Annotated in this window: 28 protein-coding genes and 1 tRNA gene; 16 read left to right on the top strand and 13 right to left on the bottom strand. The window is 67.8% G+C overall.

Annotated elements, in window-relative coordinates:
- Positions 1 to 63: 63 nt before the first annotated feature.
- From NMQ11_RS11575 to NMQ11_RS11560, 4 genes are all read left to right on the top strand, one after another.
- Positions 64 to 852, top strand: coding sequence for a hypothetical protein (locus tag NMQ11_RS11575; protein ID WP_255168282.1), 789 nt, complete (start codon positions 64 to 66; stop codon positions 850 to 852).
- Between the two features lie 187 nt (positions 853 to 1,039).
- On the top strand, positions 1,040 to 2,041 hold the full coding sequence (locus NMQ11_RS11570; RefSeq protein WP_255168281.1) for a class I SAM-dependent methyltransferase: 1,002 nt from the start codon (positions 1,040 to 1,042) through the stop codon (positions 2,039 to 2,041).
- A gap of 95 nt (positions 2,042 to 2,136) precedes the next feature.
- Positions 2,137 to 2,210: transfer RNA gene (locus tag NMQ11_RS11565), tRNA-Thr, on the top strand.
- A gap of 401 nt (positions 2,211 to 2,611) precedes the next feature.
- A complete protein-coding gene (locus NMQ11_RS11560; protein ID WP_255168279.1) occupies positions 2,612 to 2,935 on the top strand; it encodes a DUF7344 domain-containing protein in 324 nt (107 codons plus the stop codon).
- Positions 2,936 to 3,021: 86 nt separating this feature from the next.
- Here NMQ11_RS11560 and NMQ11_RS11555 read toward each other — a convergent pair whose 3' ends face one another.
- The 3 genes from NMQ11_RS11555 to NMQ11_RS11545 are packed head-to-tail and all read right to left on the bottom strand — an operon-like array spanning position 3,022 to position 5,020.
- Positions 3,022 to 3,726, bottom strand: a complete 705-nt coding sequence (locus tag NMQ11_RS11555; RefSeq protein ID WP_255168277.1) for an energy-coupling factor transporter transmembrane component T family protein — start codon at positions 3,724 to 3,726, stop codon at positions 3,022 to 3,024.
- The gene (locus NMQ11_RS11550; RefSeq protein ID WP_255168275.1) at positions 3,720 to 4,433 is read right to left on the bottom strand and encodes an energy-coupling factor ABC transporter ATP-binding protein; all 714 of its coding nucleotides are present in this window, start codon (positions 4,431 to 4,433) and stop codon (positions 3,720 to 3,722) included. Before NMQ11_RS11550 ends, NMQ11_RS11555 begins: the two co-directional genes overlap by 7 nt.
- Positions 4,430 to 5,020 carry a biotin transporter BioY gene (locus NMQ11_RS11545; RefSeq protein WP_255168274.1) on the bottom strand — a complete coding sequence of 197 codons (591 nt, stop codon included), beginning with the start codon at positions 5,018 to 5,020 and terminating at the stop codon, positions 4,430 to 4,432. The genes NMQ11_RS11550 and NMQ11_RS11545 overlap by 4 nt, the downstream gene beginning before the upstream one ends.
- A 330-nt stretch (positions 5,021 to 5,350) precedes the next feature.
- Here NMQ11_RS11545 and NMQ11_RS11540 point away from each other — a divergent pair, with 330 nt between their 5' ends.
- Entirely contained in the window at positions 5,351 to 8,824 is a 3,474-nt protein-coding gene (locus tag NMQ11_RS11540) for a DUF7282 domain-containing protein (protein WP_255168273.1), read from the top strand.
- A gap of 54 nt (positions 8,825 to 8,878) precedes the next feature.
- Here NMQ11_RS11540 and NMQ11_RS11535 read toward each other — a convergent pair whose 3' ends face one another.
- Positions 8,879 to 9,166, bottom strand: coding sequence for a DUF7545 family protein (locus NMQ11_RS11535; protein ID WP_255168272.1), 288 nt, complete (start codon positions 9,164 to 9,166; stop codon positions 8,879 to 8,881).
- A gap of 85 nt (positions 9,167 to 9,251) precedes the next feature.
- On the opposite strand from NMQ11_RS11535, the gene NMQ11_RS11530 reads away from it, so the two are divergent.
- Entirely contained in the window at positions 9,252 to 9,395 is a 144-nt protein-coding gene (locus tag NMQ11_RS11530) for a DUF7557 family protein (RefSeq protein WP_255168271.1), read from the top strand.
- A gap of 13 nt (positions 9,396 to 9,408) precedes the next feature.
- Here NMQ11_RS11530 and NMQ11_RS11525 read toward each other — a convergent pair whose 3' ends face one another.
- On the bottom strand, positions 9,409 to 9,858 hold the full coding sequence (locus NMQ11_RS11525; RefSeq protein ID WP_255168270.1) for a DUF5799 family protein: 450 nt from the start codon (positions 9,856 to 9,858) through the stop codon (positions 9,409 to 9,411).
- Between the two features lie 162 nt (positions 9,859 to 10,020).
- On the opposite strand from NMQ11_RS11525, the gene NMQ11_RS11520 reads away from it, so the two are divergent.
- Positions 10,021 to 10,596 carry an S-layer protein gene (locus NMQ11_RS11520; protein ID WP_255168268.1) on the top strand — a complete coding sequence of 192 codons (576 nt, stop codon included), beginning with the start codon at positions 10,021 to 10,023 and terminating at the stop codon, positions 10,594 to 10,596.
- 292 nt (positions 10,597 to 10,888) lie between these two features.
- Here the strand turns inward: NMQ11_RS11520 and NMQ11_RS11515 are convergent, their stop codons facing one another.
- The 4 genes from NMQ11_RS11515 to NMQ11_RS11500 all read right to left on the bottom strand — a co-directional run bounded on the left by NMQ11_RS11515 (position 10,889) and on the right by NMQ11_RS11500 (position 13,005).
- Complete coding sequence (locus tag NMQ11_RS11515) at positions 10,889 to 11,284, bottom strand: OsmC family protein (RefSeq protein ID WP_255168266.1); 396 nt, start codon at positions 11,282 to 11,284, stop codon at positions 10,889 to 10,891.
- Between the two features lie 67 nt (positions 11,285 to 11,351).
- A complete protein-coding gene (locus tag NMQ11_RS11510; RefSeq protein WP_255168265.1) occupies positions 11,352 to 11,708 on the bottom strand; it encodes a DUF7344 domain-containing protein in 357 nt (118 codons plus the stop codon).
- Between the two features lie 198 nt (positions 11,709 to 11,906).
- A complete protein-coding gene (locus NMQ11_RS11505; RefSeq protein ID WP_255168263.1) occupies positions 11,907 to 12,098 on the bottom strand; it encodes a hypothetical protein in 192 nt (63 codons plus the stop codon).
- 178 nt (positions 12,099 to 12,276) lie between these two features.
- Entirely contained in the window at positions 12,277 to 13,005 is a 729-nt protein-coding gene (locus NMQ11_RS11500; protein WP_255168260.1) for a metal-dependent hydrolase, read from the bottom strand.
- A 264-nt stretch (positions 13,006 to 13,269) separates the two neighbouring features.
- Between NMQ11_RS11500 and NMQ11_RS11495 the strand changes: the two genes are divergently transcribed.
- From NMQ11_RS11495 to NMQ11_RS11475, 5 genes are all read left to right on the top strand, one after another.
- Entirely contained in the window at positions 13,270 to 13,533 is a 264-nt protein-coding gene (locus tag NMQ11_RS11495) for a hypothetical protein (RefSeq protein ID WP_255168259.1), read from the top strand.
- A 139-nt stretch (positions 13,534 to 13,672) separates the two neighbouring features.
- Positions 13,673 to 15,775 carry a DHH family phosphoesterase gene (locus NMQ11_RS11490; protein ID WP_255168257.1) on the top strand — a complete coding sequence of 701 codons (2,103 nt, stop codon included), beginning with the start codon at positions 13,673 to 13,675 and terminating at the stop codon, positions 15,773 to 15,775.
- A gap of 69 nt (positions 15,776 to 15,844) precedes the next feature.
- Positions 15,845 to 16,324 (top strand): SHOCT domain-containing protein, encoded by a 480-nt coding sequence (locus NMQ11_RS11485; protein WP_255168256.1) that lies wholly within the window; start codon positions 15,845 to 15,847, stop codon positions 16,322 to 16,324.
- 48 nt (positions 16,325 to 16,372) lie between these two features.
- Positions 16,373 to 18,022, top strand: a complete 1,650-nt coding sequence (locus NMQ11_RS11480) for a tRNA uridine(34) 5-carboxymethylaminomethyl modification radical SAM/GNAT enzyme Elp3 (protein ID WP_255168255.1) — start codon at positions 16,373 to 16,375, stop codon at positions 18,020 to 18,022.
- 89 nt (positions 18,023 to 18,111) lie between these two features.
- The gene (locus tag NMQ11_RS11475; RefSeq protein WP_255168253.1) at positions 18,112 to 19,041 is read left to right on the top strand and encodes a M14 family metallopeptidase; all 930 of its coding nucleotides are present in this window, start codon (positions 18,112 to 18,114) and stop codon (positions 19,039 to 19,041) included.
- Between the two features lie 35 nt (positions 19,042 to 19,076).
- Here the strand turns inward: NMQ11_RS11475 and NMQ11_RS11470 are convergent, their stop codons facing one another.
- Complete coding sequence (locus NMQ11_RS11470) at positions 19,077 to 19,871, bottom strand: ZIP family metal transporter (RefSeq protein WP_255168252.1); 795 nt, start codon at positions 19,869 to 19,871, stop codon at positions 19,077 to 19,079.
- Positions 19,872 to 19,987: 116 nt separating this feature from the next.
- On the opposite strand from NMQ11_RS11470, the gene NMQ11_RS11465 reads away from it, so the two are divergent.
- The 3 genes from NMQ11_RS11465 to NMQ11_RS11455 all read left to right on the top strand — a co-directional run bounded on the left by NMQ11_RS11465 (position 19,988) and on the right by NMQ11_RS11455 (position 23,237).
- The gene (locus NMQ11_RS11465) at positions 19,988 to 20,389 is read left to right on the top strand and encodes a VOC family protein (protein WP_255168251.1); all 402 of its coding nucleotides are present in this window, start codon (positions 19,988 to 19,990) and stop codon (positions 20,387 to 20,389) included.
- Positions 20,390 to 20,507: 118 nt separating this feature from the next.
- Positions 20,508 to 22,661: a ribosome rescue protein RqcH gene (gene rqcH, locus NMQ11_RS11460; RefSeq protein ID WP_255168249.1), complete on the top strand. Its 2,154-nt coding sequence runs from the start codon at positions 20,508 to 20,510 to the stop codon at positions 22,659 to 22,661.
- A 132-nt stretch (positions 22,662 to 22,793) separates the two neighbouring features.
- Positions 22,794 to 23,237, top strand: coding sequence for an ester cyclase (locus NMQ11_RS11455; RefSeq protein WP_255168247.1), 444 nt, complete (start codon positions 22,794 to 22,796; stop codon positions 23,235 to 23,237).
- Between the two features lie 44 nt (positions 23,238 to 23,281).
- Here NMQ11_RS11455 and NMQ11_RS11450 read toward each other — a convergent pair whose 3' ends face one another.
- From NMQ11_RS11450 to NMQ11_RS11440, 3 genes are read right to left on the bottom strand one after another with little or no spacing between them, the layout of a single operon-like run.
- The gene (locus tag NMQ11_RS11450) at positions 23,282 to 23,947 is read right to left on the bottom strand and encodes a dihydrofolate reductase family protein (protein ID WP_255168245.1); all 666 of its coding nucleotides are present in this window, start codon (positions 23,945 to 23,947) and stop codon (positions 23,282 to 23,284) included.
- Between the two features lie 26 nt (positions 23,948 to 23,973).
- On the bottom strand, positions 23,974 to 24,462 hold the full coding sequence (locus NMQ11_RS11445) for an SRPBCC family protein (protein ID WP_255168243.1): 489 nt from the start codon (positions 24,460 to 24,462) through the stop codon (positions 23,974 to 23,976).
- Entirely contained in the window at positions 24,459 to 24,797 is a 339-nt protein-coding gene (locus NMQ11_RS11440) for an ArsR/SmtB family transcription factor (RefSeq protein WP_255168241.1), read from the bottom strand. The genes NMQ11_RS11445 and NMQ11_RS11440 overlap by 4 nt, the downstream gene beginning before the upstream one ends.
- A gap of 235 nt (positions 24,798 to 25,032) precedes the next feature.
- Between NMQ11_RS11440 and NMQ11_RS11435 the strand changes: the two genes are divergently transcribed.
- Positions 25,033 to 25,323: a hypothetical protein gene (locus NMQ11_RS11435; RefSeq protein WP_255168239.1), complete on the top strand. Its 291-nt coding sequence runs from the start codon at positions 25,033 to 25,035 to the stop codon at positions 25,321 to 25,323.
- The last annotated feature ends 1 nt before the right edge of the window (position 25,324 follow it).

Here is a 25,324-nt window from a genome sequence, read left to right as displayed (position 1 = left end):
AAAATGTTACTCGAACAATAGTTTTGTCCGTTGGGAGCGTTTCTCTCGACGAGGTCCCCCACCATGAGCAAGACCGAACTCCGCGAAGTGACCACACAGATCGAGGCCGTCCTCGATCGGATCGGCGAGGCGATCGAACGCGGCGAAGCCGAGGGGACGGTGTCGGAGACGGCACGGGAACTCTGGGAGGTCGTCGAAGCGATCGAGAACGTTCTCCGAACGATCGACGCGGACGCGCTTCCGGACGCCGTCGACCTCGAGGAGCTTCCCGACCTGGTCGAGGTCGACGAGATTCCGGCAGCGATCCGCGAACACGATCCGGATCTCGCCCTCGATCTCAAAAAGCTCCGCAAGGTGATCAAACTGAAAGAGCTGTGGGGGTCCGTCGATCTCGTCGATTTCTGGGAGGCGAAGCAGGCGTTCGACAAGGAACTCGAGGACCTCATCGGGGAGGACGGCCCGCTCGAGGGGATCGGCGGCGAGAACTCGATGGGCGACGCGCTCGGCGAGTCCGAGGCGTCGTCGGATCTCGAGACGTTCGTCTCCGGCGTCGAAGCGGAGGCGACGGAGGCGGCGCTCCAGCAGCAGGCAGTGAAGGCGGTTACGGTCGGCCGGAAGGCTGCCGTGAAGGGCCACGCCGCCTTCGAGCGAGTGTACGAGGAAAACCAGAAACAGTTGGGCGGGCACGCCTCGCGAAACCCGACGGCCGTGTCGCTGAAACCGCCGGGACCGCTCCCGGACGGCGCTTCCACGCGGGTTTCGACGCTTCCCGGAAGCGTTCGCCACTCGGATGCGGTCGTCTTCTCGCCCGTGTACGGCTACCGCTGGCGCGTAGTCGAGAAAGACCGGTAACCGCGGACGGCCGGGTCTACCGCTTTCCGACTCCGTCGAGTTGCCAGCGGTCGCGCCGTCGTCGACGCCGCATCCGGTGACAGTCGCCCTCGTGTCGACGAGTTCGAAGCATCCCGTCGAACGGCCACCACGCCCTCGAGCGGCCGAAAAGCGTCAGCGTTACGGCCAGTGGCCCGCGAGTGCGGGTATGGACGTGCCGTGTGTCCGCGTACGCCCCTCGGAGGGGGAGGCGATTCGCCGGGAGCTCGCCGACGCGGACCTGATCGCCGAGGAGTTCGAGATCACCGTCTCCGACGGGTGGCTCTACGTTCCCGTCGCGCGACCGGAAGCGGTGCCGCCGGGCCTCGAGGTCGTCGACTACGACGCTCCCGAGCGCGAGACCCAGACGACGCCCGCCGACATCCTCGGGTTCGAGCCCTCCTACGAGCGCCTCGGGGAAGTGGCGCTGCTCGACGAGGACGACCCAGAGCGGGCTGCCGAGATCGCGAGGGCGATCGTCGACTCGGACCTGCCGCTCGAGACGGTGCTCAACAAGCGTTCGAAGATCAAAGGCGAGACGCGGGTTCGCGAGTGGGCCGTACTCGTCGACGGCTCCGCGGACGGACGGCCTACCGAAACCGTCCACCGCGAGTACGGCTGTGAGTTCGCTCTCGACCTCGCCGAGGTGTACTTCTCGCCGCGGCTGGCGACCGAGCGCCACCGCGTCGCAGCGCAGGTCGCCGCGGGCGAGCGGGCGCTCGACATGTTCGCCGGCGTCGGCCCGTTCGTGATCCCCTTCGCCAAACGCGGAGCGGAGTGCGTCGGCGTCGACGTCAACGAGCGCGCGATCGAGTACCTCCGGGAGAACGCTCGCCGAAACGGCGTCGAGGACGGAGTGACGGCGATCTGCGGGGACGTTCGGACGGTCGCGGCGGAGTATTCGGGGTGGGCCGACCGGCTGGTGATGAACCTCCCCCACAGTGCCGACGCGTTCCTCGAGACCGCCGTGACCCTCGCGGGGGCCTCCTGCGTGCTCCACTACTACGACATCCAGCACGAGGACGATCCGTTCGGACCGGGCGAGCGAGCGATCCGTGCGGCCGCCGAACCCGAGTACGAGGTGTCCGTCGAAACCCGCAGAACCGTGCGCTCGTACGCGCCCCACGAGCTAAACGTCTGTCTGGACGTCCGACTCGAGCGCCGCGAGTAGGGGGCCCTGACGCGACCGACAGTCGCCCGAGCGACGATTCGCAACCCTTATGGCCCGGTTCGGACCTACGTAGAAGTGCGAGCCAGCGGCGGTGCGCCGGTGTAGCTCAGACTGGCAGAGCGAATCCTTCGTAAGGATTAGGTCGAGGGTTCAAATCCCTCCACCGGCTCTTTTTGGCGAGTGAGGCGAAGTAGAAAGAGCGACAGTGGAGGAATCCGAATCAGGGAGGAGCTTCGCTCCGACCGCGGTTCACGATCTCCTCCACCGGCGTTCTCCTTCGGGTTCAAAGCCTTCGATCCTGCGGTTTCGGACGTCTCGAACGACGTTCGGCGGTCGATACCGCTTCCGAGGCCGACGATACATCGTCCGTCCGCCTTCGGCGGGTCGTGTCGCTCGAGGACCGGAACGTCCGGTGAGCGCCGCCTCTCGTGTCTCGAGCGTTCGAAATTACTAACTATTGTTCTCGTTCCGGATTCCGAGTATCCATATGATTGAAATATAATTGCAGTACGCGAGAGAAGTTATTTCGGTATCCAACAGCGTTTTCTCGGTATAGGTAGTATCGTCTCTATGGTCGAGGTCGATACGGTACTGGGGTTATTGAACGAGCGGCGACGCCGATACGCGCTGTACTATCTCGCCGAGCAGGACGGACCGGTCCCCGTCCAGGAGGTCGTCGACGCCGTCGCGGAGATGGAAGCGAACGCCGAGCAGTTCGACGTTCCGGACGATCGCTTCGGCCGCGTCGAAACCGCCCTCCAGCACACCCACCTCCCGATGATCGACGAGGTCGAGTTCATCGAGTACGATGCCGACGAGCGGGTCGTCCGTCTCACCGACAGCCCGCCGACGTTCGACGCGATTCTGACAGTTGCGAAGGTGCTGGAACGGTAGGCGGCTTTGAACCCGTTTTCTTCTCGCTGACTCGGCTTCCGACGTCTGTGGCGTTTTCGACTCTCTCGAGCACCGAGTGACAGCCGTCACACGAACGCCGACAGCGAGAGCACCACCGCCGCAGCGAGGACGGGGACGTCCCGGCGAGCGAACGCGAGCGGCGGCAGCGTCGGATTCCACGAGAAACAGCGCGCCTGGAGCGCGAGCGAGAGCGTCTCGGCTCGAGCGACCACGCGAGCGAGACCCAGCGTCCCCAGTCTCTCGGCCCGGTCGACCGGGCCGCGCCGGTCGCCCAGCCGGGCCGCCGTCGCCGCGCGAATCGTTCGCAGGTCGGCTCGCAGGACGGGCAGGAACCGGAAGACGAGCGCGACGCCGATGCCGAGCAGCTGTCCGGCCTTCCCGGGGATCGTTCGCTGAATCGCCGCGCGAGAGTCTCGAACGGGCGTCGATCGCACGTAGGCGGCGCTCACGAGCAGGATGAGCAACACCCGGTAGCTCGCCCGCGCGGGTTCGACCGCGCGCTCGAGGTCGATCCACGGCGCGCCGAGCGTGAGCGCGGCGACGAGCGGCCCGGCCAGGAGAACGGGGAACGCGAAGCGGTACGCGTACAGCGCCCGCCACGGGGAGACGCGGGCGCAGGCGAGGACCAGGGCGGTCACCGCGGTGAGAGCCACGAGCGCCCGCGGTTCGGTGTGTGCCAGCGCGGTGAGCGCGAACGCCGCCTGAAACGCGAGTTTCGAGCGCGGATCGAGGCGGTGGGCGATCGTCCCATCGGGTTCGTAGCTCAGCATTCGCGGGCGGCCGGGACGCGGACACCGAGGGCCGGGAGCGCCCTGCGAGCGGTTTCCGGCGGGCCGTCGACCGCGACCTCCCCCGCCCGCATGGCGACGACGCGGTCGGCGAGCGCCCAGAGGTCGCGCAGGTCGTGGGTGGCGACGACGATCCCCGTCCTCTGCGCCGAGAGAGACTCGAGGCGCTCGAGGACGGCGCCGCGAGCCGGCTGGTCGAGTCCGGTGAACGGCTCGTCGAGAAGGAGGTGCGTCGGCTCCATCGCGAGCGCGCCGGCGATGGCGACGCGGGACTGCTCGCCGCCCGAGAGGGCGTCGACCCGCTCGTCCTCTCGGCCGGTCATGTTGACGGCCGACAGCGCTGCAGCGACGCGTCGGTCGATCTCCTCGCGGGCGAGTCCGAGGTTCTCGGGGCCGAACGCGACGTCCGCGCCGACGGTCGCTGCGACGAACTGGTCGCGGGGGTGCTGGAACACCATTCCGACGGCGGTTCTGGCCGCCACCGGATTCTCGCTCACCGGGACGCCGTCGACGAACACCGATCCCGAATCGGGCTCGAGGAGGCCGTTACAGAGGCGAAGGAGCGTCGTCTTCCCGCTGCCGTTGGCGCCCGCCAGCAGGACGAACTCGCCGTCGCCGATCGACAGCGAAAGCGACTCGAGGACGGGAACGTCCTCGAACGCGTAGGAGACGTCGCGGAACTCTATCATCGCGACCAGAGGCCCGCCAGCGCCGCGCTGCGGACGATCGCGACGGCGGCGACGAGCTTTACGATCTCACCCGGAACGTAGGGGACGGCCCCGACGAGAATCGCCTCCGTCGGCTCGAGGGCGAGCACCCAGGCGAGCCACGCGACGCCCAGCGCGTAGATGAGGATCGTCGCGGCGAGCAGGGCGCCGACGAGCACCGGAACCGGCGTCTCCGCGGGGTTTCGCCGACCGGCGGTGCCGTGGACGAGGAGGCCGATCAGGAGCGCCGCGAGGGGGTACGAGAGCAGGTAGCCGCCGGTTTCCCCGACGATGACGCCGAGGCCGGCGTAGCCGCCGGCGAACACCGGGGCACCCATCGCGCCCGCGAGCAGGTAGAGGAGCATCGAGAACGCGCCCCAGTACGGTCCCAGGAGGAGTCCCGCGAGGAAGACGAACAGTACCTGGAGGGTGACCGGGACCGGCGAGATCGGAAGCGGGAGTACGACGTACGCGCTCGCGCCCAGCAGTGCGGCCAACAGCGCCGACAGGACGAACGGGAAAACGACGTCCGCGCCGACCAACTCGACCGAGTCGTGTTCGGTTGCCATACCAGGGCTGTCTCGTAAACCGTGATTAACGCTGTGGTTTACGAGCTGCCGGTTCGCTCACACGACGAGCGACTGCGGGCCGCCGTCGGACACAAGAGCGGGATACCTGTCTGTTCGGTGATTCCTCGGTTCGTAGCCGCTCGCGGCCGTAATTCGGCATTGCCTCTCCGCGTCGGCTGAAACCACCGGCGGCCTTATACCCTGGGTTTGCGCCTCCTCGAGCGTGAGTGGGATGGACACGCATACACCGGTGGGATCGGGAACGAACGCGGCTACGTGGGTCCCGCTCGACGGAGGCGGGAGGCGAACACTCGACGTCGAGGGTTCGTCGTGAAACCGACGGTCGCGCTCGCGGCTCTCGTCGCCGTGGGACTGGTTTCGGGACTGGTCGCCCTCCCGCTGCTGGGAGGCGCCGGATTACCCGCGGAGACGGACTCCGGGCAGGCAGGGATCGACGGCGGCGACACGACCGTCGCGGCGGCGCCCACCGCGGGTGCCTTCGAGGGAGTGGCGCTGCCGGCGGCGACGCTCGAGGCGCCCGCCGCGCTCGCAGCGGAACACGAGGACGCCGTCGAGCGCGGCGTCGAGGAGGGGATCGACCTCGTCCAGACTCAGGGCGTCGAGGTGAGTCAGGAACAGCGCGCGGCGGCCCTCGAGGGCGCGCGCACGTCCGCCGCCCAGCACCAGGCGGCCGACGTCGAACAGGTGCAGGCGGCGACGGCGGGCGCGGTACACGGCGCGCTCGTCCAGGACCAGCGGGTCAACGTTACGCAGCTTCAGGTCGCCGTCGGCGGTGCGACCGGCGGCGCGCTGGCCCAGCACCAGCGGGCGAACGCGACCCAGCTACAGAGCGCGACGTGGGGAGCGACCCACGGGACGGTGGCGCAGGCGCTGACACAGCGCCAGGACGTGACCGTCGAACAGCTCCAGGTGGCCGCCAGCGGAGCGGCCGCCGGCGCCGCTCACGAGGCCGGCGTTAAGGATGTCGGCGAGGCCGGGAAGGTACAGGAGGCCGCACAGGGATCGGCCTACGGCGTCCTCGAGCAGTACCAGCGGCTCACCGTCGAGCAGCGCCAGCGGGTTACGCTCGAGCACGTCCAGCACGCGGCCGCGGGCGCCTCGAGCGGCGCGCTCGAGGGGAGCAGCCGGCTGACGCTCGAGGGAGAACAGCGCGTCGAGATCGAGCAGTACCAGCGGGTGTCGATCAAGCAGGTCCAGACGGCGGCGATGGGCGCGGCGAAGGGTGCGCTCGTCCAGAAACAGCAGGTGACCGTCGAGCAGACCCAGTCGGCAGCCCGCGGGGCGGCGGCGGGATCGCTGCTCCAGGTTCAGCTCGTCCGCGTGGAGCAGGTCCAGCGGATCACCGTCACGCAGATCCAGGAGGCCGCTTTCGGCGCCTCCAAGGGTGCCATCGTCCAGAGCCAGGAGGCGACCGTCGAGCAGATACAGGCCGCCGCGTGGGGCGCCGCCGAGGGGTCGCTGCTCCAGCACCAGACGGTTTCGATCACGCAGGTCCAGTGGGCGGCCAGCGGCGCGGCGAAGGGAGCGGTCGAGTCGGCGGTTCAGCACCAGGTCGTCGAGGTCACACAGATCCAGGCCGCCGCCCGCGGGGCGGGCGAGGGCGCGGTCACGCAGGTCCAGGTCGTCGACGTCCTGCAGGTCCAGGTGCTCGCCCAGGGCGCCTCGAGCGGCGCGCTCTCGCAGGCGCAGGTGGCGTCGGTCGAACAGGTGCAGGCGGCGGCGAAGGGCGCCTGCGAGGCGGCGGCCGGAGCCAGCCAGCTCCAGCGGGTGTCCGTGAGCCAGCTCCAGTCGCTGACGGCCGACGCGGCCGCGAGCACCGCTGCCTACGCGGCGGACGCCGGTCTCGAGACGGAGACCGAGATCGCCGACTACGCCGAGGCGGACGCGACGGAAGCGTTCGACGCGGTCGAGGAGCGCGAGGAAACCGCGACGGTGACGGTCCGCGACCAGGAGGGCGACGGCGAGACGGTCGTCGTCGACCGGGTCGACCTCTCCGACGGCGGCTTCGTTGCGATCCACGACGAGACGCTCGCCGACGACCCCGTCGACAGCGTCCGCGGCGTCTCCGAGTACCTCGCAGCCGGCACCCACGAGGACGTCGAGATCGACCTCGAGGAGCCGCTCGAGGAGAGCCAGGCCGTCCTCGCGGTGGCCCACCGCGAGACGACCGGCGACGAGTCCTTCGCCTACGTCGAGAGCGACGGGCTCGAGGACGAGCCGTACACCGACGAACGCGCCGCGTTCGTCTTCGATCGTGCGGCCATCACGGTGGCCGTCGACGACGTCGACGAGCCGGCCGAGGACGCGATCGACGACCCGGTCCCAGAGCCCGACGCGCCGGACCTCGAGGAGCCGGCGGCGCCCGACGAACCGACCGAGCCCGAACTCGAGGAGCCGGACGTGCCGGACGAGCCAGACGAACCGGACGAACCCGACGAGCCCGAGGCGACGCTCGCCGCCAGCGACCAGGTCGGTAACGGCGAGACGCTCCTCGTCGAGTCGGCGACCGCTACCGTCGAGTACGCGCTGGTCGTGACTGACGGGGCGGACGAGGAACTCGCTCGAAGCGAGACGTTGCCGGCGAACGAAACGGTCGAGAACGCGACGCTCGAGCTGGAGCCCCCGCTCGAGGCCGGAACCACGCTCGCGGTCGCCGTCGTCGCGGCCGACGAGGCCGCGCTGGCGACGGACGGCGAAACGGTACTCGAGAGCGAGTCGATCGAGTACGCGCTCGAGGCGTCGCTCGCGTTCGAGGACCAGTCGAGCGACGGCGAGTCGGTCGTCGTCGACGAGGCGTTCCTCCCGGAGGGCGGCTTCGTGACGATCCACGACGACCGGCTGCTCGAGGCGGCCGGGGACGTGGACGGACTCGACGATCGGACGAACGAAACCCTCCGCGAGAGCGTCATCGGGGTCTCCGAGTACCTCGCGGCTGGCACCCACGAGAACGTGAGCGTCGACCTGTTCGACGTCCCCGGAGCCGAGTTTGCGGACGAGCGTCTGGCCGCCGGCGAGCAGGTGCTCGTCGCGGCCGCGTTCCAGGACACCGACGGCGACGAAACGTTCGCCTCCGTCGAGACGGACGGCGACGTCGACGCGCCGTACGTCGATTCGGAAGGAGTACCCGTCGCCGCTGACGCACTCGTCGCGGTCGACACGGACGCGGGCTTCGCCGTCGAAATCGCGGAGACGAACGCGCCGATCGCCGTCGGCGAGGAGCTCGAGGTCGCGGTCCTCGTCGCGAACGAGGGCGGCGAAACGGCGACCGAGCCCATCTCGCTCGCACTCGAGGGCTCCACGGTCGATCGGACGACGGTCGAGCTGGGGGCCGGCGAGGAGGTGCTGGTGACGTTCGCGGTCGAGACGGCGGACCTCGAGGCCGGCACCTACGCCGTGCTGGTCGAAAGCGAGGCCGACGGCGCCGAGACGACGGTCGAACTCGAGGCCGCGGACGACCCCGCGTTCTTCGCCGTTACCGATCTGTCGGCCCCGGACACCGCCGCGCCGGGCGAGACGATTTCGGTCACCGCGACGGTGACCAACGAGGGCTCACTCGCGGGTACGGCGGCGGTCGCCTATCGCATCGACGGCGAAACCGTGGGCGATTCCGTGGTGGACCTCGAGGGCGGGGAGTCGGTGGAGCTCTCGTTTACGGTGCCGATCCCGTCGACCGCGCTCGAGGGAACGACGACCCACGAGGTCGCGACCGCCGACGACGGCGAATCCGTCACGATCGAGATCGGTCCCCCGATTGGGGCGCTCGCGCCGTCCGGTCTCCGGTGAGCCCTCGAGACGGCGCGTCCGCTCTCGAGGCGCTGACTACACGAGGGAGGGCCGTCAGTGCTGGTGGCCCGTCGCTTCGCCGAACGTCTGGCCGAAGCGCTTCTCGAACTGCTCCATAACGCGGGCCTCCTGGGCCTCGAGGTCCTCGTCGGCGCCCTCGCCGTGGTGGACGATGTGGTGTGCGCGGCTGGCGAACGAGAGCAACACGATGTCGCCGACGGTCTCGCTCGACGACTGGTCCCCTTCCGCGAGGAGGTCGACGAGTCCGGCCGGCAGCGTGACTTCGTCGGTGTCGTCGTCGGCTTCGATGGAGAACGTGATCGTCTCGACGTCGTCTGTCATACTCACACTGTCGCCGGGCACACCTAAAGACCCTGTGGCTCGCGGCCCGGAGACGTTTATGGGGACTCCGACCGTACCTTCGCGTATGCCTACGATCGAACTCGAGGAGGAGACGATGGAGCGACTCGACGCCATCCGCATCGAGGACGAGTCCGACGACGAACTCATCATGGAGCTCATCAACATCTACGAGGCCAGCGAGTACACGCTGTTTCACGCGGGCGACTGATCGCCCGAAAACCTTACTCGCCGGCCGCGAACGCCCGGACCGACTCCCACCGACCGTTCGACTCGAGGTGTGACTGGAGCTCCTCCGCGTACTCCTGTGTGAGCGTCTCGGCCGCTTCCCGCTCGGCGTCGTAGCTGCCGCCCCCGCCGCCCATTCCGAGCGCGCCCTTGATCGAGTCGACGATGCCGCCCGAGCCGCCGGCTTCCGACGGCGCCCCGCCCATCGCGCCGACTTGCGAGCGGACGTTCTCGAGTTCCGGCAGGATCTGCTCGACCTTGTCGGTGTTGGCGACGATGCGGGCCCGCTCTGGGTCGTCGGGGTTTGCGATTTCGAACTCCGTCGCGGTCATGATCAGGCTCCACTCCTGGCTCGTAAACCGGGAGTTCGCCACGCGCCGGGAGAACTCCTGGTCGACGGTCATGCGCTCGCCGACGATTCGGTCGGTCCACGCGTTTTCGGTCATGACCGCCGGTTGGACCGGCGGTCGTATCAGCGTTTCCCTCACCCGCTCTCGGCCGGTACGACCCGCAGTTCCGTCGTCTCTGTGGTACGGTGTCGGATCCCGCGGGAGGCGTCAACTCATGCCTTCAGAAGCGTTTTACCCGACAGTACCACAGCGTTTCGTATGGCGAACCTCCGACCCACGCGCCGCCAGTTCGGTACCGCTGCCGCTGCCACGCTCGCGCTCTCTCTCGCGGGCTGTGGCGACAACGGCGGCGACGACGCCGACGACGAACCCGCCGACGACGAACCCGCGGACGACGGCGACGCGAACGACACCGAGCCCGACACGACCGACGAGGACGAGCCGACGCTGACGATCACCCTCGAGAACGAGGACGGCGAACCGGTCTCGCAGAACGTCGTCGTCCACGTCGAGATCCACGACTCCCCGGTCACTCACAGCCGCGGTTCGGACGTCATCGAGGACGGCCAGATCGTGTTCGAAGACCTCGAGGAAGGCGACCACACGGTCGTCGTCGAGAGCGAGGACGACGAGTTCGAGCCGGTCGAAGAGGAGCTGACGATGGGTGACGACGACGAGGAGCTCACCTTCGAACTCGAGGGGGCGACCCCCGACGGCGAGGCAGACGAGGGGGCGGCCGAAGACGAGAACGGTGACGGCGACGATGGTGACGGCGAGGACGGTGACGGCGACGAAGGGAACGGCGAGGACGACGACGGCGAGGACGACGAGTAACGCTCCTTGTCGCGGTTTCACTCGCGAACGGAGCTAAATCGTTGGTTCGGCCCGATTCGTCGAGCCGGCTCCCTCGAGGTATGCGGCCGTTGTGATCCGCTGTAAGTGTCGTCGAGACGGGCGGTGAGGTGGTGTAGTACGGTGCCGGAACGACGGTGGTCGCGTTCCTCGCCGATAGAACCGCCGCGACCGGAGAAGCGACTCCTCGCAGGTCGAACTGACTCGAGAGGGGTCTCCCCACACCCGGCGGTCGTCGGTTCCGGCGTGCAGGAAAATCGGCGTTCGGAGGACGTTAGAAGGCGTCGCCTTCGAACGTCGCGTCCGCGTGGAGACTCTCTTTGAGCGCGTCGTGGACCTTACAGAGCTCGAACCCGCGGTCGATGATCTTCTGGCCGGTCTCGTCGTCGACGTCGGCCTCGACGCGGATGTCGAAGCTGATCGACTCGAGCTTGTCGTCGTCGTTCAGTTCGCCGGAGGAGGCGATCTCGATCTTCCCGAGATCGTCGACGCCGCGCTGCTGGCCGCCGACGCGCAGGGCGGGGACGTAACAGGAGCCGTACGCCGCGAGCAGCGCCTCGAGGGTGTCGGGTGCGTCCTCGCCGGTCGCGTCGATCTGCGTTTCGAAGTCGCGGATCTGGTTCGTCGCACTGAAGCCCTCTTCGGAGATGGTGGTGACTTCCTTCGACATTGCGTTCGAGACGTCGCGGGCCGAGCGGGTAAACGTTGTTCTCTCGGCGGCGTCTGTCGAGGGAGGGTCACTCGTGAGTCGACGGCAGGGCGAGTTCGAGGTAGGGGGCCAGCGCGCGGGGCTCGACGCAGAGGTCCACGACCTCGCGCTCGAGGTCGTACCAGACGAAGCCGGCGTCGGACAGGTGGGGCAGGTGCGTGTGGTAGAGTCCGGTGAGGATGCGCTCGTAGCGGTCGCGCGTCACCGTCCCCTCTTCGATCGCGATGTACTCGGCGAGGTCGCCGAGAGCGACCGCCCCCGGTCGCTGGACGAGGTACTGCAGCGCGTACTGGCGGCGCCTGTGCGAGAGCGCCCTGAACACGATCGGCGAGGGAATCTCGGACGTGGCGGTTCCGGAATCTGTGTTGGTGACGTTGGACTTCATGGCGTGCTCCGACTCGGCCTCGACGTCGTGGAGCGACTCCTCATTCGTGCCGCGACTCGGCAGAGTTCGGCTGTTCAGATGGGTGAGCGATAGTATAAGCCTTTGGATCGAATAATCTACGTGACAGGATGACTGTCCGTGTGGCGATAGTGACCCAGATGAGGTGAAAAGCGGCTGCGGACGGCGAGTCGACGGCGGTCACCGGTCGATAAACTCGGGATCGTAAGCCGGCTCCTCGTCGGAGTACGACTTCGTGATCTCGACGGTCCAGTTCGGCGCGTCCGCGATCGGAACGGTGATCTCCCACGTCGTCTCGATCGGCGTGCCGCGTGCGAAGGCGGTCGCGATCAGATCGGTCAGCTCTCGCTGAAATTCGGTGGACGCTTCCACATCCGGAGGGGTTTCTGTTGGCGACATTAGGGTGCTAGACGTAGAGCCGACGTGCAGAGACAGTCGGACCAGATCGCATGTGCGGACTCCACACGTCCGATGGGTAGCGAGTGCTTATAACCGCATCGTCGATACCGCTGATGGGTGGGTCTACCGGGGGAGCGGGGCCTCTACCGCGTCACGTCGAGAGTTCGAACGGTTCGTCGGCCTCGAGGGCGTGAACCTCCGCGTCGCTGCCGACTCCGCGCACCTCGCGGGCGAAGTCGTCCGGGTCCTGTTCGATCGGCGGGAACGTGTCGTAGTGCATCGGGAACGCGTGGTCGACGTCGAGCCAGTCGACGGCGATTGCGGCCTGGGTCGGCCCCATCGTGAAGTGGTCGCCGATGGGGAGCGCCGCGGCGTCGGGCTCGAGGTAAGGGCCGATAATCTCCCGCATCTCGGTCATGAGGCTCGTATCGCCGGCGTGGTAGAACGTCGTCGACTCCTCATCCGAGACCTGAGTCGGCTTCGTATCCGAGATGACGAAGCCGGCGGGCATCCCCGCCGAGGTGTCGTGTTCGGTCATGATCCCGTTCGAGTGGTCCGCGCGGTGCATCGTCACGTAGGCGTCGCCGCACTCGACGGTGCCGCCGAGGTTCATCCCCATCCCGCCGACGGCGTCCTCGAAGCCGAACTCCGCCTCGCAGTAGGAGACGAGTTCGGGCGTCGCGACCAGCGTCGCCTCCGAGAACGCGCCGGCGTCGGCGATGTGGTCGGCGTGGCCGTGTGTGAGCAGGACGTAGTCCGGAGCGTCGACGTCCGCGGGCTCGAGATCGGTCTTCGGGTTGTCGAAGAACGGGTCGATCAACAGCGTCGTGTCGCCGACGGTGACGTGCCACGTCGAGTGGCCGTGCCAGGTGAGTTGCATGCCAGACGGGAGTTCACTCGAAACCACCTTAAAAGTGGCCGCGGCGGTAACGGACGGGGGCGATACGTAATCCCCGTCACGCGTGCAATCGGAGATTCGACGGCGATCACCGTGGACGATCACCACGATTTATCAGGCAGTGGTCGCTACCGTCGCAGGCCGCACACCGGAGACACACCACGCGGTCGTATCGTCGCGCGTCACGCGACACAGGGCACGCCCCGGATAGCGTGCCGTTTTTTACCGGGCGGTCGTAGGGCGGGTATGCTCACGCTGAACCTCGAGGAGTTCATGCTCGAGTTCAAGGAGGGATCGATCAAGAACGTCGGCCCGACGAACAAGTCGGCGACGGCAAAGCTGTTCGACGTCGAGTCGGCCGAGGCCCGCGAGTTCGGCGACAAGCGCGTCAAACTGGTCTTCGAGGACGGCGAAGGGAACGAGGTACAGGTCTCGCTGTTCCCGGAGGACGTCAGGGCGATCGCCCGCGACATCGAGGCGCTCGAGGACGACTCCCCGGTGTTCGAGTGAGGTCCCGATCGACCAGATCGCAAGCAGTGGCACCGATCAACCGAAATCGATCGCACCGGAACGCCCCGCTCGCTCGGCGGCGGCCACCGCGACCGTATTTCGACAACCGTTTTAGGGCGAACCTGCTTGTACCGCATAGATGGGTAATTGCATCATCTGCGGCAAGCCCGTAGACGGCTTGGTCTGCGAGAGTCACCAGGAGGACGTCGTCTTCGAATTCGACGGCAACTCCCCCTCGCAGCTCACCCCCGACCGGTACTACCGGGGGACCGTCGACGGCTACGCCGATTTCGGCGTCTTCGTCGACATCGGCGACCACGTCACGGGACTGTTGCACAGGAGCGAACTCGATCGCCGGCTCGAGAGTTTAGACTGGGAGCCCGGCGACACCGTGTACGTACAGGTACTGGACGTCAGAGACAACGGTAACGTCGACCTCGGCTGGTCGATCCGGCAGACGGAGCGGGACTTCCGCGGAAAGCTGATCGACGCGCCAGACGGCGAGCACCACCCCGAAGACGTCGAGACGAACGACGACGAGGGCTCCGCGAGCGCCGGCGCTGCCGCAGACGAGGCGGAGCCCTCGGGTGCGGACGACGAGACTTCGAGTGCGGACGACGCGACTCCGAGTGCGGACGCGACCGTCCCGAACGGCCGCGGCGCACACGCCGCGACGGCCGAACCGGAGCCCGTCGAGGAGAGCCTCGCCGAGGAGACCGAAGGCGGCCTCAACCGAACGACCGTCGACTCGATCGGCGAGCAGGTCGGCAGCGTCGTCCACCTCGAGGGCGAGATCACGAGCGTCCGCCAGACGAGCGGCCCGACGATCTTCGAACTCCGCGACGAGACCGCGACCGTCGAGTGCGCCGCCTTCGAGGAGGCCGGCGTCCGTGCTTACCCCGACGTCGACGTCGACGACGTCGTCGCCCTGCAGGGCGAAGTCGAGCGCCGCCACGGCGAGCTCCAGGTCGAAACCGAGGCCCTCGAGATCCTCGCGGGCGACGAGCGCGACGCCGTCGCCGACCGTCTCGAGGAGGCGCTCGAACAGGAGGCCGCGCCGACGAGCGTCGACCTGCTGGCCGACCACGACGCCGTCTCGGCCGTTCGCGACGAACTCGTCGACGCGGCGACGGTGATCCGCCGGGCCGTGATGGAGACGCGCCCGATCATCGTCCGTCACAGCGCGACCGCCGACGGCTACGTCGCCGGGGCGGCGATCGAGCGCGCCGTGTTACCGCTCGTCCGCGAGAAACACACGCGCGACGACGCCGAGTACCACTACTTCGAGCGTCGGCCGCTCGACGGTCGGGTGTACGACATGGACGCTGCGACCGGCGACGTCACCTCGATGCTCGAGGCGCGCGACCGCCACGGCGAGCAGTTGCCGCTGGTCGTCCTCGTCGACGCCGGGTCGACCGCCGAGTCCGCCGACGGCTACGAGCTGCTCGCACACTACGGCGCCGAGTCGCTCGTGATCGACGACAGCCGCACCGACGAGGAGATCGTCGACGCGGTGGCCGTCGCCGTCGCCCCGTCGCTGGCCGGCGCCGACGTCGACGACGTCACCTCGAGTGCGCTCGCCGCGAACGTCGCCGCCCACGTCAACGACGACGTGCGAGACGACCTGGTCCACCTCCCGGCGGTGAGCTACTGGGAGGACACCCCCGAGGCGTACGCCGACCTCGCGACCGAGGCCGGCTACGACGAGACCGGCGTCTCCGAGCGGCGCGAGGCCGTCGCCCTCGAGGCGTACTACCAGTCCTACAAGGACAAGCGCGAGCTCGTCACCGACCTGCTGTTCGGCGACGGCGAGGCGACTCGAGCCCAGGACGGCAACCTCGCGGCCCACGTCTCCGGGCAGTTCCGCGACAAGCTCGAGACCGAACTCGAGACGGCGACCGAGAACCTCGAGAGCCGCGACGCCGGCGGCGCCGAGGTCACGGTTCTCGACACGGCCGCGTTCACCCACCGATTCGACTTCCCGACGACGGACCTGCTGCTCGACGAGCTCCACCGCCGTCGGGACGCCGCGTTCACGCTGGGCGTCGACGAGGACGAACTGCGCGTCCGCGCTTCCGACGGGATCGACGTCCGCGAACTCGGCGAGGCGATCCGCGAGGCGGTCCCCGACGGCGGCGTGCACGTCGTCGGCGGTCGGGACGGCCACGTCGAGTTCCTCCAGGGCGAGCGCGAGGCGGTCCGCGAGGCCGCCCTCGAGGCGCTCGAGGAGCTGACCGCGTAACTCGTTCGGACTTCCAGGTCCCGTTTCTCGAAAGAAACCTCTTTCAGCGTCGGCTGAGGAGTGCATACTATGCGCGACGATCCGGGGACCCGGCTGCGAAACAACGCCACGGAGATCGCGTCGCTGCTAGTGACCGGTCTCTGGCTCGCGCTCCTGGTCTCCGGCATCGGCGGCTCGCTCTGGCTGGCGGTCCTGTTGCTCGGCTACATCGTGGTCGTCCCGCTCGTCGCGTTGCTGTACGGCGACGAGGACGACATCGAGGAGTGGTGGGACGAGGACGAGCGGGAGCGACTCGATCTCGACGACGGCGAGCTCCCAGAACGGGTCGACGACCCGCAGACTCGAGACGCCCTCGAAACCCTCAGAGACCGCTACGCCGCCGGCGACCTCACCGACGAGCAGTTCGAGCACAAACTCGAGCGCCTGCTCGAGGTCGAGACGGTCGAGGACGCGGCGGCGTGGCGGCGGAGTCGACGCGCGGAGTCGACCCGCGACGGGGGTCGCGAGTCGGGCGAGGACCGGGATCGGGACTTCGAGTACGAGACCTGACCCCCGAGAGCGACACCCTTAACCGCGACCCGCGGCGACTATGTGGCGATGAGCGGCGTCAGCGAGTCGGAGGCGTTCGAGGCGGTCTGTGAGACGCTCGTCGAGCGAATCCTCGACGGCGAGGTGGACCGCGACGAGGTCGAGAAGGCCAAACTCGAGGCGTGTTCGGAACACTCCGCGCCGAAGGTGCCGAAGAACTCCGAACTGCTCGACTACGCCCCCCAGGAGTATCGCGAGGACCTAGAGCCGATCCTCCAGCGCAAGCCGGTTCGCACGGCCTCGGGGGTGTCGCCCGTGGCGATCATGACCTCGCCGGAGCGCTGCCCCCACGGCAAGTGTCTGTACTGCCCCGGCGGTCCCGACTCCGAATTTTCGTCCTCACAGAGCTACACCGGGGAGGAGCCCGCCGCCGCCCGCGGGGTCCAGAACGACTACGACCCCTACGGCCAGGTGACGCTGCGACTCGAGCAACTGCGCGAGATCGGCCACCCGGTCGACAAAGTGGAGCTGATCCTGATGGGTGGGACGATGACCGCCCGGAGCCACGACTACCAGGAGTGGTTCGTCAAGCGCGCCCTCGAGGCGATGAACGACTACGACGTCGACAAGGAGCCCGCGCCCGCGGAGGGCGTGAGCTTCGCGGAGGATCCCGAGGAGTACGAGTGGAAGTACCTCGAGGACGTGATCGCCGAGAACGAGACGAACTCGGTGCGGAACATCGGGACGACCTTCGAGACCAAGCCCGACTGGTGCGACCCCGAGCAGATCGACCGGATGCTCGACCTCGGCGGGACGAAAGTCGAGGTGGGCGTCCAGACGACCTACGAGCGCATAAACAGGGAAATGCACCGCGGCCACGGGGCGAAGGAGTCGATCGACGCCAACCGGCGCCTGAGAGATTCCGCGTTCAAGGTCGGCTTCCACATGATGCCGGGCCAGCCGGGGATGAGCAAAGAGATGTGTCTCGAGGACTTCCGGCGCATCTTCGAACAGGAGCAGTGGAAACCCGACTACCTGAAGATCTATCCCACGCTGATCGTCCGCGGCACGGCGACCTACGACTGGTGGCACAGGGGCGAGTACGACCCCCTCACGAACGACGAAGCGGCGGAACTCGTCGCCGAGATCAAGTCGATGGTGCCCCGCTACACCCGCCTCCAGCGGGTTCAACGGGACATTCCCGCCGACTTCATCGACGCCGGCGTCTGGAAGTCGAACCTCCGACAGCTCGCCCGACAGCGCATGGACGAACACGGCTGGACCTGCGAGTGCATCCGCTGTCGGGAGGTCGGGATGAACGACGAGGAACCCGAGGAGATCGAACTCGACGTCATGACGTACGACGCCTGCGGCGGCACGGAACACTTCGTCTCCTTCGAAGACTTCGAGCGCGACCTCCTGATCGGCTTCTGTCGGCTCCGGTTCCCGGGAGATCCGGTGCGGCCGGAACTCGAGAACGCGGCGCTCGTCCGCGAACTCCACGTCTACGGGAGCGAGGTCGCAGTCGGAACGGAAGGCGAGGCCGACCAGCACCAGCACAGGGGCTACGGCCGCCGGCTGATGGAACGTGCCGAAGAACTCGCCGCCGACGCGGGCTACGAGAAGGTGAGCGTGATCTCGGGAATCGGCGCCCGCGAGTACTACCGGACCAAGCTCGGCTACTACCAGGACGGCCCCTACGTCTCGAAGCGGCTGTAGCGGGTACCACGCCTTTTCTACCGCATAACGGGACGACGACGGGCTTATTCGGTCAATAATAAACCACCGTCGAGCCGGTTTTCGACGAAATGGTCTCCAGCGAGCGGAGGGTCGGGCGACGGACGTTCGCGGCGGTTCTCGCGAGCTCGATCGCCGCTGCGGCGGGGTGTACCGATTCCGCCGGAGAGCACGACGATCCCGGCGACGGGAGCGGGAACGAGGATCCGGCCGACGACTCGAGCGAAGCTAGCGATGCGGCCGACGAGAACGACGCCGACGGGGATGCGGCGGACGACGGGGACGACGCCGAGGGCTCGAGTTCCGAGCAAACCGTCTCGACGCACACGTTCGGTGAGGGCCAGGACGAGACGACGACGTACGTCATCGAATCCGCCGTCGACGGGCCGACGGCGCTCGTCATCGGCGGCATCCACGGCGACGAACCCGCGGGGTTCGAGGCCGCGGCGAACGCAACCGGGTGGGAGATCGACGCGGGAACGCTGGTGGTCATCCCCGAGGCGTATCCGAGCGCGGTCGAGGCGGGGACCCGCGAGTACGACGGGATCGACATCAACAAGCAGTTCCCGGTCGGCGAGGAGCCGACGACGCCCCACGCGCGGGCGCTCTGGGTGGAGATCGAGTCACACGAACCGGACGCCCTCTTGGACCTCCACAGTTCGATGGGGATCTACAACTCCGACATCACCGACGGCCGCGGCGTCGGGCAGGCGATCTTTCCGACGGTCACGGGAGACGCCGAAGCGCACAGCCAGGCGGTCGTCGACGCGATGAACGAACACCACGTCCCCGACGACCTCAGCGAGGACCACCGGTTCGAGCAGGGGAACCCGCTCGGGCGGTCCGGGCAGATCCTGGTCAGGAAGGTCGCCGGCGATCTCGAGGTGAGCGGCTACCTGGTCGAGACGACGAAGTACCGGACGGACCTCGAGCAGCGGGTCGAGTGGACCGAGACGATGGTTCGAAAACTCCTCGAGCGCCACGGGCTGCTCGAGGCGTAGCCCTCGCTATCTGCGCTGCGGCTCGAACGGTCGGCTCAGACGGCTAACACGGTGTCGACGACGAGCATGACGGCGAACCCGAGGACGAACGTCGCCGTCGCGGTGTCGGCGTAGCCGTGGCCGTGGCTCGAGGGGACGAGTTCGCGGAAGACGACGGCGATCATCGCGCCCGCGGCGAACCCGGCGGCCAGCGGAAAGAGTCCGGTGACGACGACCACGAGCGAGAAGCCGACGGCGGCGGCGACCGGCTCCGGAACTCCGCCGGAGAGCGTCGTGTACAGCAGGGTTTTCGGCCTCGAGACGCCGGCCCGGACCGCAGGAACGGCCATCGCGAACCCGTCGGGGACGTTCTGGACGGCGATGGCGGTCGCGATAGCGAAACCCAGTCCCGCCTCGCCGCTGGCGAAGGCGATGCCGACGGCGAGGCCTTCGGGGACGTTGTGGATCGTCACCGCGCTGCCGACGAGCAGCGCCCGCCGGCGGTCGTCGACGGCGGCCTCGTTTCCGTCCCCGACCTCGAGCGCGGCCGTTCCCTCGAGCCGATCCCGTCCGAACCGGAGGTGGAGGTGGGGGAGCAAGGCGTTCGCGACGAGCAGGAAGCCGCCGCCGGCCAGGACCCCGAGAACGACCTCCCAGGGGGAGCCAAACTCGAGGCCGGGGACGACGAGCGCGAACACCGCCGCGCCGGTCATGATCCCGCCGGCGAACCCGAGCGCGCCGTCGTAGACGCGGTGGCTCACGCGGTCGGTAAACAGCGTCGGAATCGCCCCGAGACCCGTCGCACAGCCTGCGAGCGTCGCGACGAGGAGGACTTCGAGAACGGAGACCATTCGAGGAACCCACTCGACCGAGTGTCTAAAACGTGTCGAGACCCGACGCTGAGGGAGCTACCGGTTACCTTCGCCGCCGGGCGGGAACTTTTGTGGGTTCACGGGCGACCCACCGTATGCACGCGACAGCCATCGATCACGTCAATCTCGGCTTTCCCGCGGATCGCCTCGAGGAGGTCATCGAGTTCTACGTCGACCGGCTCGGCTTCGAGACGGGGTTCGACGATCCACACGCGGCCGTACGGGACGACCCGGGACTGTTCGCGATCGAACTCGGCGGCGGTCCTCGACTCTACGTCAGGCCGGTCGAGGAGTTCGACGCCGACCGTGGAAGTTACCGCCACGTCGCCATCCGGATCGACGACTCTCCGGAGGCCGTCCGGAGCCTGCTCGAGGACGCAGCCATCGAAATCGGTTCGACGGCCGAGCGCGAACGCGAGTCCGTCGGAAGCTACACCTCCTACTACGTCACCGACCCGTTCGGCTACACCGTCGAGTTCATGGCGGTCGGCGGCTGAGACGGCCTGCTGTACCGGCGAAACCCGATTCGCCTGCGGCTTCGCCAGGCGCGACGTACAGCCGACCGGATGGACGGGAACGACACGCCTTTTTGGCCCGACCCGGCAGAGTGTAGATATGGATCCCAAGCGGGAACTCACCAGCGTCGACCTCGCCGCCCTCGTCCGGGAACTCGGAGCATACGAGGGGGCGAAGGTCGACAAGGCCTACCTCTACGGCGACGACCTCGTGCGGCTGAAGATGCGCGACTTCGACCGGGGGCGCCTCGAACTCCTGCTCGAGGTCGGCGAGGTAAAACGCGCCCACACCGTCGCCCCCGAGCGGGTGCCCGACGCCCCCGGCCGGCCGCCGCAGTTCGCGATGATGCTTCGCAACCGCCTGTCGGGGGCGGACTTCGTCGGCGTCGAGCAGTTCGAGTTCGACCGCATCCTCGAGTTCGTCTTCGAGCGCGAGGACGGGATTACGAGAATCATCGTCGAACTGTTCGGTCAGGGCAACGTCGCGGTGACCGACGGCGAGTACGAGGTGATCGACTGCCTCGAGACGGTTCGCCTGAAGTCCCGAACCGTCGTCCCCGGCTCGCGCTACGAGTTCCCCGAGTCGCGGATCAACCCGCTGTCGGTCTCGCGAGAGGCGTTCGATCACGAGATGGACGACTCCGACACCGACGTCGTTCGCACGCTCGCGACCCAGCTCAACTTCGGCGGGCTCTACGCCGAGGAGGTCTGCACCCGCGCCGGGGTCGAGAAGGCGATGGATATCACGGACGCGGGGGAGGCGGAGTACGACCGGATCTACGAGGCGATCGAGCGCCTCGCACTCGACGTGCGAAACGGGAACTTCGATCCTCGGCTCTATTTCGAGGACGGGGACGACGACTCCGGCGGGAGCGAAGCGGCTGGCGAGGCGGACGCCCCCGACCGGGTTGTCGACGTCACCCCGTTCCCGCTCGAGGAACACGCCGAACTGCCCGGCGAGGCCTACGACACCTTCCTTTCGGCGCTCGACGACTACTTCTTCCGGCTCGATCTCGAGGCCGACGAGCCGGATCCGACGAGCCAGCGGCCCGATTTCGAGGAACGGATCGCCAAGCACGAGCGGATCATCGACCAGCAGCAGGGGGCGATCGAGGGGTTCGAACGGCAGGCCGAGGACACTCGCGAGCAGGCCGAACTGCTGTACGCGAACTACGGGCTGGTCGACGAGATCCTCACGACGGTCCGACGGGCCCGCGAGCAGGACCGGCCCTGGGCCGAGATCGCCGAGACGTTCGAGCAGGGCAGAGAGCAGGGAATCGAGGCCGCGGAGGCGGTCGTCGAGTTCGACGAGAGCGAGGGAACCGTCACCGTCGAGATCGAAGACGAGTTCGTCGAACTCGTCGTCCGAGACGGCGTCGAACAGAACGCCGATCGCCTCTACACCGAGGCGAAGGCCATCGCCGAGAAGAAAGAGGGCGCGCTCGCGGCCATCGAGGACACCCGCGAGGAACTCGCGGAGATCGAGCGCCAGCGGGACGCCTGGGAGGCCGCGGACGCCGGCGAGACCGACGACGAGGGAGACGAGGAGGCCGAAGAGCGCGACTGGCTCGCCGAGCCCTCGATCCCGATCCGGGAGAACGAGCCGTGGTACGGTCGATTCCGGTGGTTCCACACCAGCGACGGCTTCCTCGTCATCGGGGGACGAAACGCAGACCAGAACGAGGAACTGGTGAAGAAGTACTTAGAGCGCGGCGACAGGGTGCTCCACACGCAGGCCCACGGCGGCCCCGTCACGGTGCTCAAGGCGACCGATCCGAGCGAGGCCTCCTCGAGCGACATCGAAATCCCCGAGACGAGCATCGAGGAGGCCGCCCAGTTCGCCGTCTCCTACGCCTCGGTGTGGAAGGACGGCCGGTACGCGGGCGACGTCTACGTCGTCGACTCCGACCAGGTGTCGAAAACCCCAGAAAGCGGTGAGTACCTCGAGAAGGGGGGATTCGCGGTGCGCGGCGATCGGCGCTACCTCGACGACACGCCGGTCGGCGCCGCCGTCGGCATCCAGTGTGAGCCCTACACCCGCGTGATCGGCGGACCGCCGTCGTCGCTCGAGGGCAAGGCAGTCACGACGATCGAAGTCGAACCCGGCCGCTTCGCCCAGGGCGACGTCGCCAAGCGGATCTACCGACGGCTGCGCGAACGCTTCGAGGACGAATCGTTCGTCCGAAAGATCGCCAGCCCGGACAAGATCGCGCACTTCCTGCCCCCGGGCGGGAGCCGGATCAAAGGCGAGTAGGAGCGTGCAGTTCCGGCTCCGCGAAGTCGTCGGTTCGCGCTGGGGGAGGATTCAGAATCCTCGAGGCACGCCAAACGTTCCGCGGTAGCGCGTGAACGAACCGTTTTGTCCCCTCCCGCGCAAACAGGGTACATGCCGAACGCCGACACTCCAGTCGAGGCGCTCCACCGACTCTACGATGGCGTCTGGAACGGCGACGACCTCGCGGTCGCGGACGAACTGGTGCACCCGGAGTACTACATCCACGACAGGGAGATCGCGGAAGAGACCCGGGGTCCGGAGCTGTACAAAACGCTGGCGGAGATGACTCGAGCGATCTTCCCCGACATGGCGTTCACGGTCCACGAGACGATCAGCGAGGGGAACATGGTGGCGCTTCGATGGACCATGACGGGAACCCACGAGGGGCCGATGTTCGGAGTGGAACCGACCGGAACGGCGGTCGAACTGTCGGCGATCGAGATCAACCGGTTCGGGGACGGAAAACTCGTCGAGACGTGGACGCAGAGCGACATGCTCGGGTTGATGGAACAAATTGGCGCCGTCCCCTCCTCCGGAGAACCGACCCGGGAGTAGCGGGCGCTTCCGTGCCGCACACGCGGCGACGCGGAGTTCGGACCCTATGCGGGACGAAACTCGAGGTGCGTCACGCCGTCCGACTCGCTCACCCTCGTGCGCTCGAGTTCGATCCGGTCTCCGCTCCGATCGAACAGCCGAATCCCGTCGCCGAGCAGCACCGGCACGAGGTGGATCCGGAGTTCGTCGAGCAGCCCCGTCCGAAGGCACTGCCGAATCGTACTCGCGCCGCCAGCGATCGAGATGTCCTTCTCACCCGCAGCTTCGCGCGCTCGCTCGAGGGCGTCGTCTACGCCTTCGGTCACGAAGGTGAACGTCGTCCCGCCCAGCTCGAGGGGCTCGCGGGGGTGGTGGGTGAGGACGAACACCGGCACGCCGAACGGTGGCTCGTCGCCCCAGTGGCCCTCGAACGGCTCGTCGCCCCACGGCCCGTCCTCGTTGCTGAACATCCGGCGGCCCATGACGACCGCGCCGGTGTTCTCGACCGACTCGGCGAGGCGTTCGTCGGTCTCGTTCGTCGTGCCACCCTCGAGGCCGTGCTGTGCGCGCCAGCTCGAAAGCTCGTAGACCCACTCGTGGAGCCGCTCGCCGCCGTCGCCGAGGGCGTTCTCGGGGCCGTCGTTCGGCCCGGCGACGAAGCCGTCGAGGGAGGTCGAGATCTCCGCGACGACGCTCCCAGTCGTCCGCCCGTTGGTAGTTTCGTTGGTCATCCGTTTTTCCCTACACTGGTTTTCGATCAGGCAGCGACGGTATCGTCGAGCTTCTCGAGGCTCTGACTCCAGCCCAGCTCCATTCCCTCGAGCGCCTCGGCCACCTCCGGCCTCGCCGCGATGACCTCCGCCTCGAGGGTTAGCTCCGTTCTCCCGCCGCGCTCGGCGAAGGTGACGGTGTTGTACACCTCGAGTCCGTAGGCTCCGTCCTCGTCCTCGAACGCACGGCTGGTCAGGACGAGTCGCTCGGGTGGCTCGACCTCGTGGAACTCGCCGCTGTCGGGGTAGACGGTGCCGTCGGGGGCGTGCATGTCGAGGCGGAAGGCGCCGCCGGGGCGGACCTCCAGTTCGTGGACCGTGCTCGTGAAGCCTGCCGGTCCCCACCACTGCTCGACCCGGTCGGGGTCGGTCCAGGCTTCGAACACGCGCTCGCGTGGCGCGTCGAACGTCCGCGTGATGGTCATGTCGTAATCGCTCGGGTCGAACTCTGTGGTTTCCGTTTCGTCTGCGGTCATTGGTCTTCGTTCTCCAGGTGGATGGCCAACGCGTCGAGCCGGTCCTCCCAGAAGACGCGGTACCGGGTCAGCCAGCCGAAGGCGGCCGAAAGCGGCGCGGCCTCGAGGTGACATCGTCGTACCCGCCCGTCCTTCTCGACCTCGATGAGTCCTGCGTCCTCGAGTACCTGCAAGTGCTTCGACACCGCCGCCAGCGAGACGTCGTGGGGGTCTGCGAGGTCGCCGACGCTCGCGGGGCCGGCGGCCAACTGTTCGAGCAGCGCCCGTCGCGTCGGGTGGGCCAGCGCTCCGAAGATCGCGTCGAGATCCGGCTCGTTCGCCTGTCGTTCAACCATCCGGTTGAGTATACGCCACCCTAATATTTAACCATCTAGTTAAATATAGGCGACTGACCGCAGCACGGATAGATTGGGGGCCTGATAGGCGACCTCTCCGCCGGGCCGCGCCACCGATTCACGCCGCCGAGTCGCGCTGCCCGGGCCGTCGATCTGGCAGGCTCCGTCGACCAGCGGACTCGAGGCTGCACCTGCCTGCGTCAGTCCTACCCCGGCGGCCGTGGATCCGTCTCCCGTGGTAGATCCGGATACACAGGGCTCCGACCGCGAGGTCGGCACCGCGACGATCGTCTACGAACCGACCGACGGCGACACGGAGGAGGTCACCGTCGACAACGACCACATCGCCTACTTCCAGGGCCACTGGCTGTTCGCCTACGGCACCGACGAGGAGGGCAACGACGTCGTCCGCCGGGTGCCAAAAGAGCGAGTCCGGTACGTCGAGCGCTCCGTCGAGGAACTCGAGGATACCTTCGAGACGGCCGTCGACAGGGCGAAGGACACGCTCGAGGAGCTTCGAAGCTGAG

It is taken from the genome of Natrononativus amylolyticus (assembly GCF_024362525.1).
Classification (GTDB): Archaea; Halobacteriota; Halobacteria; order Halobacteriales; family Natrialbaceae; genus Natrononativus; species Natrononativus amylolyticus.
The sequence above is the reverse complement of the archived record's forward strand: the minus strand, read 5'-3'. Positions and strand labels throughout refer to the sequence as shown.